Here is a 14,282-nt window from a genome sequence, read left to right as displayed (position 1 = left end):
GGTTCTCACAAAACGTCAGTCGTTGAGCAGTCGATCGGATCGATGCGTTATCAGTGCTTGCGCGGGGCCAGGTAACCCAGCCAGCGGCGCTCGGCCAGCTTGAACAGGCGCACCAGGATAAAAGTCAGGCACAGGTAGAAAACGCCGGCCGTGATGTAGGCTTCGAACGGCAAGTAGTACTGCGCATTCACCGTACGCGCGGCGCCGGTGATGTCGATCAGGGTCACGATGGAGGCCAGGCTGGTGGTCTGCAACATCATGATCACTTCGTTACTGTATTGCGGCAGCGCCCGACGCAAGGCCGATGGCAGCAGGATCCGGCGATACAGCTTGTAGCGCGACATGCCCATGGCCTTGGCCGCTTCGATCTCACCATTGGACGTGGCCCGCAGGCTGCCGGCGATGATTTCGGCGGTGTAGGCGCTGGTGTTGATGGCGAACGCCAGGCACGCACAGAAGGTCGCACTGGACAGCCACGGCCAGAGGAAGCTTTCGCGAACGATCGCGAACTGCGCCAGCCCGTAGTAGATCAGGAACAGTTGCACCAGCATCGGCGTGCCGCGGATCACGTAGGTGTAGAGCCAGGCCGTCATGTTGACGATCGGCTGCTTGGACACACGCATCAGCCCCAGGGGCAACGCCGCCAGCAGGCCGAAGAACAGCGACAGGGCCAGCAACTTCAGAGTGGTCAACAAGCCACTGAAATACAGCGGCAAGGCTTCATAGATGACGTTGTAGTCGAAGATCATAGATCAGCCGCCCTTACGCCTACCGAGTAGCGCTTCTCAAGGTGACGCAATGCCAGTAACGAGACACTGGTGATCACCAGGTACATCGCCGCCACTGCGAGGAAGAAGGTGAAAGGCTCGCGCGTGGCATCTGCCGCCTGCTTGGCCTTGAACATCATGTCTTGCAGGCCCACCACGGAAATCAGCGCGGTGGCCTTGGTCAGCACCAGCCAGTTGTTGGTGAAGCCCGGGATCGCCAGGCGAATCATCTGCGGCACCAGCACCCGGAAAAACACCTGGAACCCGTTCATGCCGTACGCCATGCCCGCCTCGGCCTGCCCCTTGGGGATCGCCATGAAGGCACCGCGGAAGGTTTCCGACAGGTAGGCACCGAAGATGAACCCCAGAGTGCCGATACCGGCCGCCAGCGGGTTCAGGTCGATGTAATCGTCGTAGCCGAGCATCGGCGCCACGCGGTTGAGCAAGTCCTGGCCACCGTAGAAAATCAGCAGGATCAGCACCAGATCGGGAATACCGCGAATGACCGTGGCATACAGGTCGCCCAGCCACGCCAGCCAGCGCACCGGAGAGAGGCGCAACGCAACGCCGATCAACCCCAGGACGATGGCCAGGGCCATGGACGACAAGGCGAGCTCAAGCGTCAACCATGCGCCATCGAGGATGACAGCCCCGTAGCCTTTCAACATGATTCAGGTCCTCGAAAGTGGGATGAAAAAATGGCGCAAACCGCAGAGATCCTGTTGCTTGCGCCATTTCGCACGAGTGGCGGGACGTCGTTACTTGCCGTAGATGTCGAAAGCGAAGTATTTGTCCTGGATTTGCTTGTATTTGCCATTCTCGCGGATGGCGGTGATCGCGCCATTGATCTTGTCTTTCAGCGCATCGCCCTTGCGAACCGCGATACCGATGCCGTCGCCGAAGTATTTCTCATCGGTGAAGGCTGGACCTACAAATGCGAAGCCCTTGCCGGCATCGGTCTTGAGGAAGCCGTCATCCAACAGCGTAGCGTCTGCCACAGTGCCGTCGAGACGACCAGCGGACACGTCCAGGTAGATCTCGTTCTGCGAACCGTATGGCTTGATCTCGGCACCCAGCGGGGCCAGGACTTCACGGGCGAAACGCTCGTGGATCGAACCGCGCTGCACGCCGATATTCTTGCCCTTGAGCTCGGCCAGGTTATCGCTGACCTGGGTTCCGGCCTTCATCACCAGACGAGCCGGGGTGTTGTAGTACTTGTTGGTGAAATCAACCGACTTCTTGCGATCTTCGGTGATCGACATGGACGACAGGATCGCGTCGATCTTGCGGACCTTGAGCGCCGGGATCAGACCGTCGAACTCTTGCTCGACCCACACGCACTTGACTTTCATCTCTTCGCACAGCGCATTGCCGATGTCGTAGTCGAAACCGACGATACTGCCATCTGGAGCTTTCGAGGCGAACGGAGGGTAAGCCGCTTCAATACCAATCTTCAGGGGCTTCTCATCAGCGAAGGTTGGCAGGGACAGCACGGACAGTGCCAGGGCGCCAAGCAGCACAAGTTTCTTCATCTTGGGACTCCATCGGTAAAGGGCAAAAACGGCAGAGTGAGCAACAGCCCAATATGCGAATGAGTGAAACGAACTTTGGTGCTGCGTCCTAGGAAGCTCACGGTTTATTCAACACGAGCCACGACGAGCGAGTGATCGGCATTCTAACGACAGGCCCGAAGCCGATATTTCTTCAATGCGACAACAAATTACAGAAGCACCGAGAAAGCTGTTCAAGCGCATTGACAGCCCCGCAAATTCATGCAAGAGCAAAAGAAGGGAAACCGATCTATGCTGCAAATAGCGGGCCCATTATTCGCAAACCCTTCTAATCCGGCAAGCACAGCGTGTCGGCTTATTTTTGCAGACGCCCGAAAGCGCCCTGTATCGGGGCTTGGCGTTTCACATCGCCCCGTTGTGGCGCCTTTGGTTACACATTTCGAAACACCGGTAACGCTCGGAAGCGTCTGACGACGAAGATCGATATTTATTCGCAGACCATGTCGGCCAAACACAAAACCCTGTGGCGAGGGAGCTTGCTCCCGCTGGGCTGCGCAGCAGCCCCAAAGCCAGGCACCGCGGTCGTTCGGTCATACCGCATGGGCCGGTTTACGACTGCTGCGCAGCCGAGCGGGAGCAAGCTCCCTCGCCACAAGAGCGTCCAGCCGTGAAATAGGTGTAAACCTTATTCAGGATCAGACAGGCCCCACAAAAAAGCCCCGCCAGGCAAATGCCAGGCGGGGCTGCTTGAGGTCACAAACCGCCGTCAGGCAACGTTCATGGTCTTGTGCGTCTCGATCAGATGCGCCACCACGCTCGGGTCGGCCAGGGTGGAGATATCACCCAACCCGTCGTACTCCGCCGTGGCGATCTTGCGCAGGATGCGGCGCATGATCTTGCCAGAGCGGGTTTTTGGCAGCCCCGGCGCCCACTGGATCACATCCGGCGAAGCAATCGGACCGATCTCCTTGCGCACCCAGTTCTTCAGTTCCAGGCGCAGCGCCTCGCTGGTTTCTTCGCCGGCATTGAGGGTGACATAGACGTAGATGCCCTGCCCCTTGATGTCGTGCGGCACACCGACCACCGCCGCTTCGGCGACTTTCGGGTGGGCGACCATGGCGCTCTCGATTTCGGCCGTGCCCATGCGGTGGCCGGACACGTTGAGCACGTCATCCACCCGACCGGTGATCCAGTAGTAGCCATCCTCGTCGCGACGCGCACCGTCGCCGGTGAAATACATGCCGCTGAAAGTCTTGAAGTAGGTGTCGACAAAACGGTCATGGTCGCCGTACAGCGTACGCGCCTGGCCTGGCCACGAATCGAGGATCACCAGGTTGCCTTCGGCCGCGCCTTCGATCAGGTTGCCGAGGTTGTCCACCAACGCCGGCACCACACCGAAGAACGGACGCGTGGCCGAACCTGGCTTCAACGCCGTGGCGCCTGGCAGTGGGCTGATCAGCACGCCACCGGTTTCGGTCTGCCACCAGGTGTCGACGATCGGGCAACGCTCCTTGCCGACATTCTTGTAGTACCAGTCCCAGGCTTCCGGGTTGATCGGCTCGCCGACCGAACCCAACAGGCGCAGGCTGCTGCCGTCAGCACCTTCGACGGCGGCAGTGCCCGAGGCCATCATCGCGCGGATGGCGGTCGGCGCGGTGTAGAGGATGTTGACCTTGTGCTTGTCGACAACCTTGGCCACTCGGGTGATGTCCGGGTAGTTCGGCACGCCTTCGAACAGCAGTGTGGTCGCGCCGTTGGCCAGTGGGCCATAGACGATATAGCTGTGACCGGTGACCCAGCCGACGTCGGCGGTGCACCAGTAGACGTCGCCTGGCTTGTAGTCGAACACGCGCTCATGGGTCAGCGCCGCGTACAGCAAGTAGCCGGCCGTGGTGTGCTGCACGCCCTTGGGTTTGCCAGTGGAACCGGAGGTGTAGAGGATGAACAGCGCTTCTTCGGCGCCCATTTCCTTCGGCGCGCAAACGGTACCGGCCACCTTCATCAGGTCTTCGTACCAGATGTCACGGTGCTGGTTCCATTTGATATTGCCCGCGGTGCGCTTGCACACGATGACCTTCTGGATGCTGCTGGTTTCCGGGTTGGTCAACGCGTCATCGACGTTGGCCTTGAGCGGGATCTTCTTGCCGGCGCGAACGCCCTCGTCGGCGGTGATCACCACTTTGGACTTGCAGTCGATGATCCGACCGGCCAGTGCTTCCGGCGAGAAGCCGCCGAAAACGACCGAGTGGATCGCTCCGATCCGGGCACAAGCCAGCATGGCGACCACGGCCTCGGGGATCATCGGCATGTAGATCGTCACCACGTCGCCGCGATGCACGTCCTGGCCGCGCAGGGCGTTGGCGAACTTGCAGACTTCTTCATGCAGCTCGCGATAGGTGATGTTGCGGCTCTCGGCAGGGTCATCGCCCTCCCAGATAATCGCCACCTGATCGCCGCGCTCGGCCAGGTGACGGTCGAGGCAGTTGTAGGAAACGTTCAGGGTGCCGTCGGCGAACCACTTGATATCGACATGGTGATCGTCGAAGGACGTCTGCTTCACCGTGGTGAAAGGCTTGATCCAATCGAGGCGCTTGGCCTGCTCGCGCCAGAAGCCGTCCGGGTTGACCACCGACTGCTGGTACATGGCCTTGTAGGTCGCCTCGTCAGTCAGCGTATTGGCCGCAACCTCGGGGCGAACGGGATACACAGAAGCCGCACTCATCTTTCTTACCTCGGTGAATAGTTGTTTTTGTATGATCCCGTTGTAGCCCGGGGCGGGCCTATAGAACCATTCGACGATGGTAGTAACAAGTCCCTACAAAATGTCGGTACTAACGTGCAACTCCCTCCCGCCAGGCTTTTCCCTGTGCAGCAGCCGAGCCTGTGGGAGCCGAGCTTGCTCGCGATGGCGGTAGCCCATCCAACATAGATACAGCAGACAATCCCCCCACCTGCAGCGATTATTACCAGATCAACCAACAGTGTTTATCAAAACCGAGTCTTTTTGTGCCCCGCCCCACTCCCTAAAATTCATCTCGCCAACCGGCAAACACGATTAACGCAACACAGCCCCCACGAAGGCCGTTAATCCAACTTCCAATACTTGCTCCACACGCAACCCCAAAAAGGTTGCGTGACCCCACTCGACCTCAAGAAAGGTGAATCAGATGAAAGCTTTATGGGTTCTGGTCCTCGGCAGCCTTTGCGCCACCGCGATGGCAGACGAGCTCCCGACCGATGCTGCACAGCAAAAACCGGCCATTGAGGAGTACACCTACTCCACCCACCTGGACATCGCCAAAGTCATTTCCATGAGCGAAATCCCGAACGTCTGCGAAGTGGTCCCGGCGAAGATGGAATACGACGATTCCAAGGGCCAGCGCCACATCCTGCGCTACAGCGTCATGGGCAACGGCTGCTCCAACGGCTGATCAACCTTTAAACCAATCGGGAGCAACCACCATGAAAACCCCACTGATCCTCGTCCTGACCCTGTCCGTACTGGCCGGCAACACCTTCGCCGCCGACGGATTTGATCGCACCGGTTCCGCGGTCGCTGAAGACGGCTACGACCGCACCGGTTCTGCTACCGTCGCGCAAGACGGCTACGACCGTACCGGCTCCGCTACCGTCGCGGAAGATGGCTACGATCAAACCGGTTCGGCCCGTATCGGCTGATCATTACTGGCATTTTCCACGGCCCGACTTCGATCGGGCCTGGTTGTGTCTGAAAGCGCCGAAAACCCTCCATAAACACAACATGTAGTGCAAAACCGTAAAAAACGCTCATTTTTTGATCAAAAAAACCCGCCCCGCAACCCATGCAAAAAAAATCTTCAGCGGCCAAAGCCTTGTAAACCCTCGCTCCCACGCGGATATGCCAGCCGCTACCCCTTCTGTGAGCTATTTCGCCGCAGCACGTAGGCAAAAAAGTCCTTATAATGCCGCCTTAAACGGGCCTGCAATATTCCCTTACAGGGGATCAAGCCAGCCTGAAGCCCCCGCAGAGGCTCATCGCCTCCTCGCGTACACAGCCGCTTCAGAATGACCCGTACATTTTTCTGTTTATTGCCTGCGTCAGCTGCTGCAACAAACGATTTTTCCAAGATCCACCGCGGCCAGTAGGCCTTCATTGGGCATCTGGCCCTCACGCAGGAGACGACACGTCATGCTGAGCTGGGACGAATTCGACAAAGAAGACGGCGAAGTCGCTGTAAAAGGCGCCAACGCCGGCCACGCTTCTGAAGCCAACATGGACCGCCTCGACAGCGCCGGCGGTGCCGCCGCCCTCGAAGCCCGGGCCGTGACGGCCAACGACTCGGCCGCGATCATTCGCGCCAAGGCCGCCCTCGACAAACTCGACATCGCCGAAGGCCTCGCCGAACTCGAAGGCGCCTCCGCCCGTGTCGCCGTCGACGAAAAGCGCATGATCAACTGCCGCGCCGACCTCAACCAGCTCGTGCCATTCAAATACGATTGGGCCTGGCAGAAGTACCTGGACGGCTGCGCAAACCACTGGATGCCGCAAGAAGTCAACATGACCGCCGACATCGCCCTCTGGAAAAACCCGGAAGGCCTGACCGACGACGAGCGCCGCATCGTGATGCGCAACCTGGGCTTCTTCTCCACCGCCGACTCCCTGGTTGCCAACAACCTGGTCCTGGCCGTGTACCGCCTGATCACCAACCCGGAATGCCGCCAGTACATCCTGCGCCAGGCCTTCGAAGAGGCGATCCACACCCACGCCTACCAGTACTGCATCGAATCGCTGGCCATGGATGAAGGCGAGATCTTCAACATGTACCACGAGATCCCATCGGTCGCGAAAAAAGCCGCCTGGGGCCTGAAATACACCCGTTCGATCTCCGATCCGAAGTTCGAAACCGGCACCCCGGACACCGACAAAGAGCTGCTGCGCAACCTGATCGCCTACTACTGCGTCCTGGAAGGCATCTTCTTCTACTGTGGCTTCACCCAGATCCTTTCCATGGGCCGCCGCAACAAAATGACCGGCGTCGCCGAGCAGTTCCAGTACATCCTGCGCGACGAATCCATGCACCTGAACTTCGGCATCGACGTGATCAACCAGATCAAGATCGAAAACCCGCACTTGTGGGATGCCGAGATGAAGGAAGAAGCGACCCAGATGATCCTGCAGGGTACGCAGCTGGAGATCGAATACGCCCGCGACACCATGCCTCGCGGCGTGTTGGGGATGAATGCGGCGATGATGGAAGACTATCTGAAGTTCATCGCTAACCGTCGTTTGTCGCAGATTGGTCTGAAGGAAGAGTATCCAGGCACGACTAACCCGTTCCCTTGGATGAGCGAGATCATGGACTTGAAGAAAGAGAAGAACTTCTTTGAGACGCGAGTGATTGAGTATCAGACGGGTGGGGCTTTGAGCTGGGATTGATTTCGAGAGAGAAATCCTGAGCTGAACCACCAGCGACTTAACTTAAAACCCCGTGAAAACGGGGTTTTTTGTGTTCTGCAGAACCAAAGCCGCGTTTAACTCTGGCGCAGGCGCGCTACCTTTGCCCTACGAAAAACTCAGAATCCTTCCGCATTGACGCCGTATCGCCTCGTTACCTATCTTAGTCGCAGGTGCCTAAGAAACGCCCAACGTAGTAGCTGATCGCCCCCCCATAGAAGCGCATGTTGTCTAAGAACATGAGCAATTCTGTGTAGGGAAATAGCTTGTTGGGATTTTCTTACATCCTCTACGTCGGGCTCGCGCCGCTAACCTTCGAACGTAGAGGTGGTTATGCCCACAAAAATTTCACCCTGCTCTCCGTATACCTTGGAGATCAATCATGCCTGATGCTTATCTCCCGGGATCGTTCACCCGTCACAACCTCCATCTTCATGCCCTCTTGGTTGAAAACCAGGCTTGGTTCAGCGCCTGCGACTTGGGACGCTTGATGAGCAAGCACCTCGATGAGCGCATGACCCGCAAGCTTGACCCTGACCAGCGTCGGATGATGCTCGTGCATGTCCACGGGTTGACCGAGGAACGTCTGATGCTGAGCGAGTCGGGCATTTATGCGTTGTTGGTTTATCACTACTGCCCTGAGTATCGGTTGCTGCGTGAGTGGATCACGTATCAGGTGGTGCCTACGCTGCGGGATGAGCGCTGCTCGCATAAGGTGGAGCGGCCGACGTTGAGCGTGTTGGATTGGCCGAAGATGTCGCTCTGCATGCTGCATTGGCTGGATGAACCATGGATTCGCTTGCGGGATATGCCGGCGGTGTTGGTGGATGATCCGTTTGGCCAGCATGAGTCTTGGTGGCGGAAGGCGTCGCGGGTTTTGCGGGGGTTTTGAAGCTCAATCTGAAGCCGTCGTTCGTGTTCGGGCGGCGGTTTTTCGTTGGTGAAATGAGGTTGGGGGCTGCTGCGCAGCCCAGCGGGAGCAAGCTCCCTCGCCACAGGGTCGGTGTTGAGCTGGAAGAATATCAATAACGTCTCGGGCGCTGTCCATGGGCGGGGCATTGCTACAAATTTGCTCTGATCTGAAAACAGTCAGTGCAACCCACCCCGCCTCCCGCTATTAATACCCTTCCCCCTCAAGGACCCGAGCCCACCATGAAATTCGACCTCGCCTACTGCCGCAGCCTCGACGACAAGCTGTCGATTTATGACGTGCGCGATCTGAATTTCGACGAGACGGTGGCGTTCGATTCCGCGAAAGAACAGTTCCAGTGCCCCAACGATGCCTGTCGAATGGCGTTTGATGCGGCGAATGTGTTGGGGACGTTCAACGCCAAGAATGTGAATTACGTGCGCACGCCGCACTTCAAGAACATCCCCAGCACGCGGCATATCGAGGGTTGCCCTTATGTCAGCCTGAAGGCGCCAGCCTCGGGCCTGGAAGTGGATGGCGCGGAATCGGATGACGGGCGGGAGGAGCATTTCCCTTCGGAGTTGTTGCTGACTCGGCGTGAGTATGTGCGCAAGCCGTCCAACCCGACGGCGACGGCAGACGTGATACGCGATGAGCGCATGCCTTCAGCCGCCAGGCATGACGAGCACCCGGGCCGTGACTCGGCACCGGACAAGACCCATGTCTTCGCCCATCCGGTGGAGTGCTTCGTGTCGAACTTCGCGGACAAGGACCTGCTCAAGCGCATGATGCTGAAGATTGGCGAGCACACGGCGCCCTATGGGTCGTTCTTCAAGAAGATCGAGTACCTGCTGGATAACAAGGGGCTCATTTACTGGGGCAAGATCAAGGAGATCAAGGATTACACGCAAAGCTTTCGCATCGATTTCGAACCCAAGGTCTGGTTCAAACAACCGGACGAGACGAAGAAAAAGCCTTACTCGGTCAACGTTTACCTGAGCAAGAAGCTGATCGATAACTACCGCAAGCGCAAAGCGTTCCTGGAAGAGATCAAGCACGCCGCCGACAGTGATGCGCCGTTGTATTGCTTCTTTTATGGCGTGACGCCGGAGCTCAAGCAGGTACCGAGCAAGAAAAACCCCGACCAGACGTTCGGGGTGTTCAGTGCCAATATCGAGAACCTGGATCACTTCATTATTCGGGAAGCGCCGGGGTTGGATGAAAAGTAATTTCGCCTGAGAGACTGTTGTGACTCAGACGACGAGCTGCGGAGCGTCGTCGCTTTTCCTATTCATTGCGCTTCTTGCGCAAGTTGCCGTTCGAGTGCCCAGATTTCCCGTCTCACTTCCATACGTCGTTCACGAGCAGCCTCGGCGGCGGAATCATCCACGCCACCGTACACCCGCAACCAGTGAATGATCATTTCCTCATCCGGGTAGTAATAGTCCTTATGCCCCTTACTGCTTCTCGGGGTGTTATTCCTATTGCCATCGAAGCGGCCCGCAGCGTATTCATCTGTGGGTAACGTTCCCCATTCGGCGGCACAGTCCTCGAAAATCCAGGAAATTTCGTTGATGTGCTTTTGCGCACCACGATGACCACGTTTGTAAAAAACGTACTCACGGCAACTTTCCCGGAAGCGTTCCATCATCGGTTCATCATCGACCCAGCGAAGGAGGTCGTGCTGTCCCGCGTGACGCATCAGGCCATTGATCCATCGCTCGGAAAACCGCTGAACAAAACCTTCAATATCAGCTTTTTTAGCATCGGCGAAAATCATGCAGTAACGGGTTTGCACATGGATGACGAACAACACGTGTTTGCGCTGCACGGTGATAGCATGGACCAGCCACTGTTCGGCGAACTCAACCACCACCTCATCGTCCTCGATAACGGGTGATGGTGGTTTCTCCACTGGGGTAATTTTCTTACCTTTGCTCACGCGGCTGAAGAAGTTGCTGGCCGCTTCGGTGCAGTTGAAGATTAACATTCAGACTCTCTGGAAAATGCTTGAAAAATACTTATGTGTCTTCAGCCCATTCAATCTCAAAGGGTTGGCGAACGGCGTCAGAAACCCTTTCACGCAGCTCCTCGCTCAGGACCGCCAATTCCTGATCGCTCAGCAGGTCATATGCAATCATCAATCTCAAAGATAAAGAGACGTCTCGGCGTCGAGATACATTGAATGCCATCGCCAAGTCCTTGTCCCGATTTCGCATGAGGCGATAGAGCGTACGATATCGCGCGTGAGCTGATAAAGCTTCGCTCTGAGCGATGGTCTGGGCATCAGCAAGAACGCCTTGGCAGAAGCGCTCTAGCGCCAGATCGTAGAGTTCGTTGTAACTCTTCCAGTCACTGTCGGATATCGACATGGCACCCTCCTTCACTGGATTTCGAGCAACGCCGTGCAGCGATTTATTGTATCGATATGCCCAGCATCACAATGACTAACAATCCAATATAGACCCACGCGTGCAGCCGATCCGGTATCCGCCCGATCCATGGCGTTGCCAGGCGAATGCCCAGTAACGCGCCAAGTGTGAGCGCAACAAAGGCCAGTAGATCGATATAACCGATAAACCACGGGCCGAAGTCTGTATCGGTGAAACCGGCCATGGCCATGTAGGTAACAGTACCGGCCAACGCGACGGGCAAGCTCAGCGGATTGGCCATCGACGTGGCCTGGGACATGCTCAGGCCGCAGCGGCGTAGCAACGGCACGGTCATGACGCTGCCGCCAACCCCCAGGACCGTGGCGATGATTCCGATGGTGGTGCCACCCAACGCGGTCTCCATTGTCGCCAAAGGTCGTGGGACGGCATCGCTGGTGTGTGTCAGAAAACCTCGCCGCAGCAGGCAATCCAAAATGGTCAGGCCCAGGTAGGCAATGAAAGCGTAGCGGATAATCTCGCCGCTCATCCAGGTGGCAGTAGCTGCGCCGAGGGCCGCGCCCAGGGCAATGAAGCCGCCGAACGGCCACAAATAACGACGAATCAACTGACCGGCGCGGCGTTGTTTTCGAGTGGCAACCAGGGCGTTGACGATCATGACGCAGGTGGAGGTAGCGACGGCGATGTGCATCGCCGACTCACCGATGACGTCACCGGTGTGATGGACCGTCAGCATGCGATACACCAAGGGCACCACGACAAAGCCGCCGCCGAACCCGAACAGCACGGCTGTCACGCCACTCAGGCAGCCGAAGCATGCGAGCAATATATAGAACATTCGAGGTGATTCCGTGAAATGTGGGCGCCCACGATGGGTAAGCGACGCTTGGCCTGCTGTAGCAAACAGGCCAATAATGTTCGCGTTTACGCCAATCACGAGTGGCCCGTTGATGCGCAACACTTCGATCGATTTATTGGATGCGACCCCCAGGGCAGTCGTCGCCATTGGCACCGATTACCCCCACGGACATTTGTTGCCATTGCACCGCCATCGTCGGGCGCAGTTGCTCTACGGCGCCACCGGAGTCATGCAGGTCAGCACCGCGGACGGCAATTGGGTGGTGCCGCCGCAACGGGCGGTGTGGATCCCGCCCGGGGTTGCCCATGAGGTGCTGATGCTGGGCGTCAGCACGCGAAGCTTGTATATCAAACCGGCCGCCGTAACGGCCATGGACGCCCGTTGCCAGGTCATCAGCGTGTCGCCGCTGATGCGCCAGTTGCTGATGGAAGCCGTGGAACTTGCCCCGGACTATGACGAGGCTGGACGCGACGGTGCATTAATCGATCTGTTGCTGCACGAGCTGGCCCGCAGCGCGCATTTGCCGCTGCACCTTCCACTGCCCAAGGACCCGCGTCTGCTAGGCCTGTGCCAGGGATTTCTGAAACACCCCAACGCCCACGTCTCGCCCGTGCAATGGGCGGCGCAGTTACATATCAGCTTGCGCTCGTTCAATCGCCTGTTCAGCCAGCAAACCGGGGCAAGTTTCAGCCAATGGCGGCAACAGGCGTGTGTGATGTCGGCATTGTCCCGATTGGCCGTAGGCGATTCGGTAACCCGCATTGCCCTGGATCTGGGCTACGACAGCCCCGCCGCGTTCTCCACCATGTTCCGCCGGGTACTGGGACACGCGCCGAGTGCCTGGCTGGAAAAGACCGCTGGTCATTGATCAAAAAAATGAGATTGATCGGGATTCAAAACAACTGTACAAAAACACAGTGTTTTTTTATCCCACAGCTTTGGAGCCCCCCCATGGCCTCTCTCGCAATCAAAACCACCCTGCAACGCATCGCTGTCTATCAATTCACCCCTGCTCACAGTGCACAGGCGCGAGCCATGCTCGGTTGGAGTGTCGAGGAGCTGTCCCGCCAATCCGGCGTCTCGGTCCAGGCCATCCGCCGCTTCGAGGCTGGGGGCGAGTTGCTCGATGTGACCCGCCTGGCCCTGGCCTTTCGGCTGGAGGCCGAGGGCCTGGTGTTCTTCCCCGGCTTCGCACCGGGGCGCGGCATGAACATCAAGGGCGCCACGCCGGATCCGATGGAGCGCCCAGACTACGCAATGATCGAATGATCGATGCGTCGGGAGTCAGGCCATGTCGGGCTGGTCCTGATAAGCCGAGGGCTCCACGTCCAGCCACCAGGCGCGGCCACGTTTCGGCTGCGTCAGGGTGAATGCTTCGCCCATTTGCGGCGTAGCGATGCTGACGTTGCGCTCCCAGGCCAGCGCCAGGATGCGATCGAAGGGTTCATACCAGGCATGCATCGCCAGGTCGAATGTGCCGTTGTGGATCGGCAGTAGCCAACGGCCCTTGAGATCGATATGAGCTTGCAGGGTTTGCTCCGGCTGCATGTGGACATGCGGCCAGTCGACGTTATAGGCACCAGTTTCCATCAGCGTCAGATCAAAGGGGCCGTATTGCTCGCCGATGCGTTTGAAACCATCGAAATAACCAGTGTCGCCGCTGAAGAAAATCCGGGTACCGGCGTCGATCATCACCCACGAGGCCCATAACGTGCCGTTGCTGTCGAACAGGCCGCGACCGGAAAAATGCTGGGATGGCGTGGCAATGAACTCGATACCGTCCACTTCGGTGCCTTGCCACCAGTCCAACTGACGGACCTTGCTGGCGTCGATGCCCCATTTGATCAGGGTGTCGCCCACGCCCAAGGGAGCCAGGAAGTGGCGAGTCTTGGCAGCCAGTTTGAGAATGGCCTGATGGTCGAGGTGATCGTAATGATCATGGGAAAGGATCACTGCTTCGATCGGCGGCAGTTCTTCCAGGCTGATGGGTGGCTGATGAAAACGCTTGGGACCGACCCATTGCACGGGTGAGGCACGTTCGGAGAAAACCGGGTCGGTCAGCCAGAACTTGTCCCGCAGCTTGAGCAGCACGGTGGAATGGCCGAGGCGCCAGACACTGTTGTTCGGCGCGGCCAGCAGGGTGTCGCGCGACAGCGGTTGAACCTCGATGGCGCCCGAAGGCCGAGTGGTGCGCGGCTTGTGGAAGATCATGTTCCAGATGATACGCAGGGTGGTGCCAAAGCCTTCCCGAGGCGTGAAGGCATGATTGCGATACTTGCCCTGTTCACGCCGGGATGCGTTTTGGGCGGACGGATTGTCGGTCGAAAGAGAGGGAATGGTCATGGTGCGATAACTCCAAGGGCGTCGGCGCAATTGCGCTTCGCCGTTGTGGGACGCTGGATGGCCGTTGC

The 14,282-nt window shown here is 58.2% G+C and carries 15 protein-coding genes; 7 read left to right on the top strand and 8 right to left on the bottom strand.

Translation table 11 applies throughout. The annotated features are described in order from the left end of the window. Window positions 1-50: 50 nt before the first annotated feature. From TK06_RS28190 to acs, 4 genes are all read right to left on the bottom strand, one after another. Window positions 51-749, bottom strand: a complete 699-nt coding sequence (locus TK06_RS28190) for an ABC transporter permease (protein ID WP_063324707.1) — start codon at window positions 747-749, stop codon at window positions 51-53. Further along, a complete protein-coding gene (locus tag TK06_RS28185) occupies window positions 746-1,435 on the bottom strand; it encodes an ABC transporter permease (protein WP_003204800.1) in 690 nt (229 codons plus the stop codon). The genes TK06_RS28190 and TK06_RS28185 overlap by 4 nt, the downstream gene beginning before the upstream one ends. A 90-nt stretch (window positions 1,436-1,525) precedes the next feature. Next, the gene (locus TK06_RS28180; RefSeq protein ID WP_063324706.1) at window positions 1,526-2,299 is read right to left on the bottom strand and encodes an ABC transporter substrate-binding protein; all 774 of its coding nucleotides are present in this window, start codon (window positions 2,297-2,299) and stop codon (window positions 1,526-1,528) included. A gap of 745 nt (window positions 2,300-3,044) precedes the next feature. Further along, window positions 3,045-5,000, bottom strand: a complete 1,956-nt coding sequence (gene acs, locus TK06_RS28175) for an acetate--CoA ligase (RefSeq protein ID WP_063324705.1) — start codon at window positions 4,998-5,000, stop codon at window positions 3,045-3,047. Window positions 5,001-5,445: 445 nt separating this feature from the next. Here acs and TK06_RS28170 point away from each other — a divergent pair, with 445 nt between their 5' ends. From TK06_RS28170 to TK06_RS28150, 5 genes are all read left to right on the top strand, one after another. After that, window positions 5,446-5,709, top strand: coding sequence for a DUF2790 domain-containing protein (locus tag TK06_RS28170; RefSeq protein WP_003204807.1), 264 nt, complete (start codon window positions 5,446-5,448; stop codon window positions 5,707-5,709). A gap of 31 nt (window positions 5,710-5,740) precedes the next feature. Next, the gene (locus tag TK06_RS28165) at window positions 5,741-5,956 is read left to right on the top strand and encodes a hypothetical protein (protein ID WP_063324704.1); all 216 of its coding nucleotides are present in this window, start codon (window positions 5,741-5,743) and stop codon (window positions 5,954-5,956) included. Window positions 5,957-6,446: 490 nt separating this feature from the next. Continuing rightward, window positions 6,447-7,694: a ribonucleotide-diphosphate reductase subunit beta gene (locus tag TK06_RS28160; protein ID WP_063324703.1), complete on the top strand. Its 1,248-nt coding sequence runs from the start codon at window positions 6,447-6,449 to the stop codon at window positions 7,692-7,694. Between the two features lie 400 nt (window positions 7,695-8,094). Further along, window positions 8,095-8,604 carry a BRO-N domain-containing protein gene (locus tag TK06_RS28155; protein ID WP_063324702.1) on the top strand — a complete coding sequence of 170 codons (510 nt, stop codon included), beginning with the start codon at window positions 8,095-8,097 and terminating at the stop codon, window positions 8,602-8,604. Window positions 8,605-8,864: 260 nt separating this feature from the next. Then, window positions 8,865-9,851 carry a hypothetical protein gene (locus tag TK06_RS28150; RefSeq protein ID WP_063324701.1) on the top strand — a complete coding sequence of 329 codons (987 nt, stop codon included), beginning with the start codon at window positions 8,865-8,867 and terminating at the stop codon, window positions 9,849-9,851. Window positions 9,852-9,913: 62 nt separating this feature from the next. Here the strand turns inward: TK06_RS28150 and TK06_RS28145 are convergent, their stop codons facing one another. Genes TK06_RS28145 through TK06_RS28135 form a run of 3 tightly spaced genes read right to left on the bottom strand, consistent with a single transcriptional unit; the run spans window position 9,914 to window position 11,850 of the window. Further along, on the bottom strand, window positions 9,914-10,612 hold the full coding sequence (locus TK06_RS28145; protein WP_063324700.1) for a DUF6933 domain-containing protein: 699 nt from the start codon (window positions 10,610-10,612) through the stop codon (window positions 9,914-9,916). 31 nt (window positions 10,613-10,643) lie between these two features. Further along, entirely contained in the window at window positions 10,644-10,994 is a 351-nt protein-coding gene (locus TK06_RS28140) for a hypothetical protein (protein WP_063324699.1), read from the bottom strand. 43 nt (window positions 10,995-11,037) lie between these two features. Further along, complete coding sequence (locus tag TK06_RS28135) at window positions 11,038-11,850, bottom strand: sulfite exporter TauE/SafE family protein (RefSeq protein WP_063324698.1); 813 nt, start codon at window positions 11,848-11,850, stop codon at window positions 11,038-11,040. A 112-nt stretch (window positions 11,851-11,962) separates the two neighbouring features. Between TK06_RS28135 and TK06_RS28130 the strand changes: the two genes are divergently transcribed. Together TK06_RS28130 and TK06_RS28125 are read left to right on the top strand one after the other, a co-directional pair. Beyond that, window positions 11,963-12,739 carry an AraC family transcriptional regulator gene (locus tag TK06_RS28130; RefSeq protein WP_063324697.1) on the top strand — a complete coding sequence of 259 codons (777 nt, stop codon included), beginning with the start codon at window positions 11,963-11,965 and terminating at the stop codon, window positions 12,737-12,739. An 83-nt stretch (window positions 12,740-12,822) separates the two neighbouring features. Then, on the top strand, window positions 12,823-13,140 hold the full coding sequence (locus tag TK06_RS28125; protein ID WP_063324696.1) for a helix-turn-helix domain-containing protein: 318 nt from the start codon (window positions 12,823-12,825) through the stop codon (window positions 13,138-13,140). A gap of 15 nt (window positions 13,141-13,155) precedes the next feature. On the opposite strand, the gene TK06_RS28120 is transcribed toward TK06_RS28125, so the two are convergent. Continuing rightward, complete coding sequence (locus TK06_RS28120) at window positions 13,156-14,214, bottom strand: MBL fold metallo-hydrolase (protein ID WP_063324695.1); 1,059 nt, start codon at window positions 14,212-14,214, stop codon at window positions 13,156-13,158. Window positions 14,215-14,282: the final 68 nt, after the last annotated feature.

Source organism: Pseudomonas fluorescens, from assembly GCF_001623525.1.
In the GTDB taxonomy this organism is placed as follows: domain Bacteria; phylum Pseudomonadota; class Gammaproteobacteria; order Pseudomonadales; family Pseudomonadaceae; genus Aquipseudomonas; species Aquipseudomonas fluorescens_Q.
The sequence above is the reverse complement of the archived record's forward strand: the minus strand, read 5'-3'. Positions and strand labels throughout refer to the sequence as shown.

Coding starts and splice junctions, on each gene's coding strand:
- TK06_RS28185 (WP_003204800.1), bottom strand. CDS start 1,435: ATGTTGAAAGGCTACGGGGCTGTCATCCTCGATGGCGCATGGTTGACG.
- TK06_RS28125 (WP_063324696.1), top strand. CDS start 12,823: ATGGCCTCTCTCGCAATCAAAACCACCCTGCAACGCATCGCTGTCTAT.
- TK06_RS28140 (WP_063324699.1), bottom strand. CDS start 10,994: ATGTCGATATCCGACAGTGACTGGAAGAGTTACAACGAACTCTACGAT.
- TK06_RS28170 (WP_003204807.1), top strand. CDS start 5,446: ATGAAAGCTTTATGGGTTCTGGTCCTCGGCAGCCTTTGCGCCACCGCG.
- TK06_RS28120 (WP_063324695.1), bottom strand. CDS start 14,214: ATGACCATTCCCTCTCTTTCGACCGACAATCCGTCCGCCCAAAACGCA.
- TK06_RS28145 (WP_063324700.1), bottom strand. CDS start 10,612: ATGTTAATCTTCAACTGCACCGAAGCGGCCAGCAACTTCTTCAGCCGC.
- TK06_RS28160 (WP_063324703.1), top strand. CDS start 6,447: ATGCTGAGCTGGGACGAATTCGACAAAGAAGACGGCGAAGTCGCTGTA.
- acs (WP_063324705.1), bottom strand. CDS start 5,000: ATGAGTGCGGCTTCTGTGTATCCCGTTCGCCCCGAGGTTGCGGCCAAT.
- TK06_RS28165 (WP_063324704.1), top strand. CDS start 5,741: ATGAAAACCCCACTGATCCTCGTCCTGACCCTGTCCGTACTGGCCGGC.
- TK06_RS28135 (WP_063324698.1), bottom strand. CDS start 11,850: ATGTTCTATATATTGCTCGCATGCTTCGGCTGCCTGAGTGGCGTGACA.
- TK06_RS28155 (WP_063324702.1), top strand. CDS start 8,095: ATGCCTGATGCTTATCTCCCGGGATCGTTCACCCGTCACAACCTCCAT.
- TK06_RS28180 (WP_063324706.1), bottom strand. CDS start 2,299: ATGAAGAAACTTGTGCTGCTTGGCGCCCTGGCACTGTCCGTGCTGTCC.
- TK06_RS28130 (WP_063324697.1), top strand. CDS start 11,963: ATGCGCAACACTTCGATCGATTTATTGGATGCGACCCCCAGGGCAGTC.
- TK06_RS28150 (WP_063324701.1), top strand. CDS start 8,865: ATGAAATTCGACCTCGCCTACTGCCGCAGCCTCGACGACAAGCTGTCG.
- TK06_RS28190 (WP_063324707.1), bottom strand. CDS start 749: ATGATCTTCGACTACAACGTCATCTATGAAGCCTTGCCGCTGTATTTC.